This window comes from Terrisporobacter muris, assembly GCF_024621905.1.
GTDB lineage: Bacteria > Bacillota > Clostridia > Peptostreptococcales > Peptostreptococcaceae > Terrisporobacter > Terrisporobacter muris.
The window spans coordinates 1-5,027 of record NZ_JANKBY010000281.1 but is presented as its reverse complement, the minus strand read 5'-3'; the positions used below and the strand labels follow the sequence as shown (position 1 = coordinate 5,027).

The 5,027-nt window shown below is 26.8% G+C and carries 7 protein-coding genes; 2 read left to right on the top strand and 5 right to left on the bottom strand.

Annotated features, from left to right (window positions below; translation table 11 throughout):
- From NSA58_RS16045 to NSA58_RS16030, 4 genes are all read right to left on the bottom strand, one after another.
- The coding region (locus tag NSA58_RS16045; RefSeq protein ID WP_257560676.1) for a hypothetical protein at positions 1 to 517 on the bottom strand (517 nt) is incomplete at its 3' end.
- Entirely contained in the window at positions 510 to 1,202 is a 693-nt protein-coding gene (locus NSA58_RS16040; protein ID WP_039678742.1) for an ATP-binding cassette domain-containing protein, read from the bottom strand. The genes NSA58_RS16045 and NSA58_RS16040, both read right to left, overlap by 8 nt.
- 46 nt (positions 1,203 to 1,248) lie before the next feature.
- Positions 1,249 to 1,827, bottom strand: a complete 579-nt coding sequence (locus NSA58_RS16035) for a C40 family peptidase (protein WP_242842692.1) — start codon at positions 1,825 to 1,827, stop codon at positions 1,249 to 1,251.
- 363 nt (positions 1,828 to 2,190) lie between these two features.
- Positions 2,191 to 3,186 (bottom strand): BMP family lipoprotein, encoded by a 996-nt coding sequence (locus NSA58_RS16030; protein WP_277613755.1) that lies wholly within the window; start codon positions 3,184 to 3,186, stop codon positions 2,191 to 2,193.
- Between the two features lie 120 nt (positions 3,187 to 3,306).
- Between NSA58_RS16030 and NSA58_RS16025 the strand changes: the two genes are divergently transcribed.
- Positions 3,307 to 3,612, top strand: coding sequence for a cyclic nucleotide-binding domain-containing protein (locus tag NSA58_RS16025; protein ID WP_074080039.1), 306 nt, complete (start codon positions 3,307 to 3,309; stop codon positions 3,610 to 3,612).
- A gap of 14 nt (positions 3,613 to 3,626) precedes the next feature.
- Positions 3,627 to 3,800, top strand: coding sequence for a hypothetical protein (locus NSA58_RS16020; RefSeq protein ID WP_257560675.1), 174 nt, complete (start codon positions 3,627 to 3,629; stop codon positions 3,798 to 3,800).
- Between the two features lie 28 nt (positions 3,801 to 3,828).
- Here NSA58_RS16020 and NSA58_RS16015 read toward each other — a convergent pair.
- The coding region (locus NSA58_RS16015; protein WP_257560674.1) for a sensor domain-containing diguanylate cyclase at positions 3,829 to 5,027 on the bottom strand (1,199 nt) is incomplete at its 5' end.

Below are 5,027 nucleotides of genomic sequence, written 5' to 3'. Positions count from 1 at the left end.
AGCTATTATAATTTATAATATAAATAATTTCACTAATATTAATACTTGTAATACTTTTCATTATGAGTATCTCTAGAATCCACAATATATGCTGTGTTGCTAATACACCATATATAAATGATAGTACTATTAATAACTTCGATAAAAATATATTAAACTTATTACAAGGAAGAGTGAACAAAGTATAAGCCACCGTTGTCTTACTTGAAAAGTCTTTATACCAAGTTAGTAAGGTATAATATAAACACCATATAAGCCCTAAAATCATAAAAAAGAACGATAAACTATATAATGAGTAAATAAATCCTCCATTTTTTATAATCATATATACCTCTTCTGATTTAAGTAGACCTAATCCACCTCTTATATTCAATATTCTTTGAACTTCTTTTGCTACCAAATTTAAATTGTAAATAAACCAAATAAGATTACTTATAATAATTAAGCTTAAGATAGAGAAATAAACCTTTTTAATTCTTTTAAACTCTATCTCATAGAGCATTAAGATCTTACTCACCCCTATATACCTCCCTCATCTTATCTATAATAGACTTATTTTCATTCTGTCTAACTTCTTCCACATTGAAGTTAAATGCTACTTTCCCATCATGAAGTATTATTACCTCTTCTACTATTTCTTCTATCTCAGCAATTTCATGAGTGGTTATTATAATACTTTGATTAGGAGAAATATATTCAACCATAGCTTTAATAAACTCTTCTCTTTTAAAAATATCTATACCAGAAAAAGGTTCATCTAGTAAAATATATTTGGCATTTTGTGCAAATCCAAGAATAATCTTAACCCTGGCTCTATTTCCTTTTGATAAATTACTTATCATCTGATCATCAGTAAGATTGAAAATTTTCAGCATATTATATGCTTTTTCTTCGTCCCAATTTATATAAAATTCTTTCATAAATGCCAAACTTTCTTTTATAGTTAGATGTGGAAAGTAAGTATCTACATCAGGTATAAATGCTATTTTATTATATAATTTATGGTTAATTTCTTCACCATCTATAAGGATTTTCCCCTTATCTGGTCTAATTACTCCAGCTATAGATTTTAATATGGTTGATTTACCTACTCCATTTATTCCAAATATGCCTATGATTTTTCCTTCTTTTATTTGAAAAGACACATCATCCAATGCATGTACTTTTCCATATTTTTTACTCAAATTTATTATATCTATCATTTACAAAACTCCCTCTAAAATATTTAACCTACTAGAATTTAGATTCCTAACCTTTATTTCGTAGATATGAATTAATATAATCTATTGGGCGATATACTTTTCCTTTTTTGTAGGGCAAAACAGAATCTATCTTTATACCTCCTGTAGGATATGGATTCCTACTAGCTGAGTTAATTACTTTTCCTTTACCAATATACATAACTACATGTCTAGTTGTAAAAATAAGGTCTCCTGGTTGAATATTTTTCATTTGAACTTTATAATCCTTTAGTACTTCTTTTTGTTCAGTTGTAGAATATCCAATATTTACGTTTGTTACAGTTTTGTACGTCCAATAAGTAAGTCCCGAACAATCAAATCCTTGTTTTCCTATATAATCTTTTTTATCTAAAGGATAGTAACTTTCTCCATAATAACTTATAAGTTCTTCTAATCTTTCTTTAGTTATTATTTCTCCCTTACCACCCCAAGTATATTCCTGGCCTTCTTTTTCTTTTGCTAGAGAGATAACTTCATCTACTATTTTTAAATCTTCTTCACTCATATTTTTAGTTTCTTGTTCATATTTTTCATTTAATTGTTGTATATATTTTTCTTTTAAAAACTTATACCCATATACTCCCATAAGTACAACTAATATTAATATTAAAAGTTTCTTTAAAAATTTTTTTATAGCTATTAACTCCCTTCATATTTACGATTATAAAATCATAACTTCTTTATTTCATTATCACACTAAAACTTCTGTATTTCAACTTACAAATCTGTCATATAGAGAAGGCTATCTCCTATATATTAGACGCATAAAAGTCGTAAAAAGTTTCATTTATTTTTATAAAATTTTATCTAATTTAAATCTATATCATTTATTTTTCACATAAAAAGGTTGAAGTATAATTAATACTCCATCTTTTTGAAAAAATACATCAATAAAAATAAATTCATATAAAAAGTGGCCTAAATTTCAGCCACTTTCTTTCACATATACTTATTTATTTGGAACTACTATATCACCACTTATTATTTTTTCCACTTTTTTATTAACGTAATCTATTACATCTTGTGGAACATTTTTATCAGTTGATGGTGCAAGTCCTATACCTTCTTCTTTTAAACCAAATACTAAAGTTTTTCCGCCTGCAAATGTGCCATCTTTTAAAGTTTTAACTACGCTATATACACCTTCATTTACTTTTTTCATTGCTGAAGTAAGTATATTGTCTGGTGCAATATCATATTGGTCTCTATCAACACCTATAGCATATTTTCCAGTTTCTTTAGCACATTCAAGTACTCCTAAACCACTATCTCCTGCACATGCAAATATTATATCTGCACCATTATTGTACATCTGTGTAGCTATTGATTTACCTTTTGCTTGATCAGCAAATGAGTTAACATATTGAGACAAAACTTTTGCATCTGGATTAGCTTCTTTCACACCAGCTTCATATCCAATTTGGAATTTTCTGATTACAACATTATCCATTCCGCCAACAAATCCAACTTTATTGGTTTTAGTCATTTTTCCTGCAACTAAACCTGCTACATATCCTGATTGTTCCTCATTAAATGATATACAAGTAACGTTGTCAGGTGTTTCATCTCCATAATCTACGTCAACTATAGCAAACTTTTGATCTGGATAATGTTTAGCTGCATCAAGTAATGCTTGTTGCATTGGAAATCCTGTTGCAAGGATTAAATCATTATCTCCATCTACTGCTTGTTCTAAATTTGTTACATAATCCGCTTCTTGTTTTGATTCTATATAACTTGCTTTAATTCCTAAGTCTTTTTGTGCCTTTTCAAGCCCTTCCCAAGCACTTTGGTTGAAACTACCATCTGTAACTCCACCAACACTTGTAACCATTGTAACTTTTAATGCATCATTATTAGTTGCCTTATCTTTATTTCCTCCACACCCTACTAATGAAGATGCTGTCATTATAAGTACCGTTATTAAGCATACAATTTTTTTCAATGTTATTTTATCCTCCTATGTGATATAATACTTTTCTCTTAGCTTAACTATAGTATCAAAAAATTATTACTAGATATTATGGTATATGACATATTTTTTGATTTTTTTGAGTATATAAACATGATAAAACTAAATGATAAAAGTAAATTAAGTTATTATATAAAAAAATTTCAAATTAATGAAATTTTTACCGAAAATATAGAACACCATATGGAGCTTCATTATTTTAAGAAAGGTTCTCATGTTTGTATAAAGGAAAATACCTTAGATTATTTTTACTTCTTTGTAAAATGTAGAGCAAAGGTATATATATCGACACCAAACGGAAAGTCTCTACTTATTAGATTTTACTCTCCAGTTCAAGTAATTTGGGACGTAGAAGTAACTTGTGATGAAAATGCTGATTGCAATATCCAAGTGATTTGAATCCTGAGGATAAGGTGATTACAGATAATTTCACACAATTATCAGAACTACTTGGAGCAAATTACAGACATTTTTTAAGAATAGTAGATAAACTTTGCTCAAAAAATACTATTAAAAAGGAAAAACAATCTTTGGTAATCTTAGATAGGTCAGCTCTAAGTGAGATTGCTGTAGATTTATATAATTAAAAAGCATGTTGAGTATTCAACATGCTTTTTAATTTAGTATGAAACTATTTTTACCATTTTTCTTCGCTTTATATAATAAAGTATCTGCTTCTTTATAATTTTCAATATATGTTTTTTTTATGTCTATCTTATTAATCCCAACACTTATAGTTAACGGTGGATTATAATTTAAATTCTCTAATTCTTTAAAAATAGCATCAAACATAAATTTAATATCTTTTTTATTCAATCTGACAATCCCTGCGAATTCATCTCCTCCAGTTCTATAAAACCTTCCTTTGTTAGCATTATTAAGTATTTGACCTAATTTTTCTAAATATTTATCCCCTTTTAAGTGCCCATAGTTATTATTTAGATCTTTTAAATTATCTATATCTATAAGAGCTAAATAAAAACCGTATCCACTATACTTTAATATTCTATCCATATCATTAATAAATTTTCTTCTATTAAATAAACCTGTTAATACATCCGTTTCAGCTCTTTTATTAGCATTTATTTCTTCAGTTATATCTCTACCTATACATAAAATACCATCTTCGATTTTTTCCATTGATACATTAAAATGTCTTTTATTATAAGATATAACTTGCTTAGAGTATCCTTTTTCCAGTGTATTTATACATCCTTTTATTAGCCCTTTATACAATGATTCATCAATATGTTTTTGTCTCAATAATTCTTCATCATTTTTATTTATTAATTTATTTTTTTCACAATTAAATAATTCGGCACAACTTTGATTTACATATTTATATTTTAGGTTACTATCTTTAAAAAACATTATATCCTTAGACTTATCCATCATTCTCGATAAAAAATTTATTTCTTCATATAAATTACATAAGTCAGTAAATTCTAAAATTATAAAATCACACATATATGATATTTTCAAAGATATATTAATATATTCGCCTTCTGAATTAAACTTAAGGTTTTCTAGATCTTGATTATCACTTGTTTGTTTTAATTGTTTTATTGCATTACTTAAAATACATTCTTCGCATTTAGAAGTTTGTTGACAATATGAATTTTCAACAATAGTATTATTACATTTAATATAATTACCTAGTAATTGATTTATATCTGATGAGAAAAATTCTCTTACCTTTTTATTTGCATATAATACTACTAAGTCTTTATTTAGTACTATCAATCCATTGGATTGCTCATCTATTAGTCTCGATAAAATAACTTCCTCCATTTTTGTCCCCTTTGTATAATTCT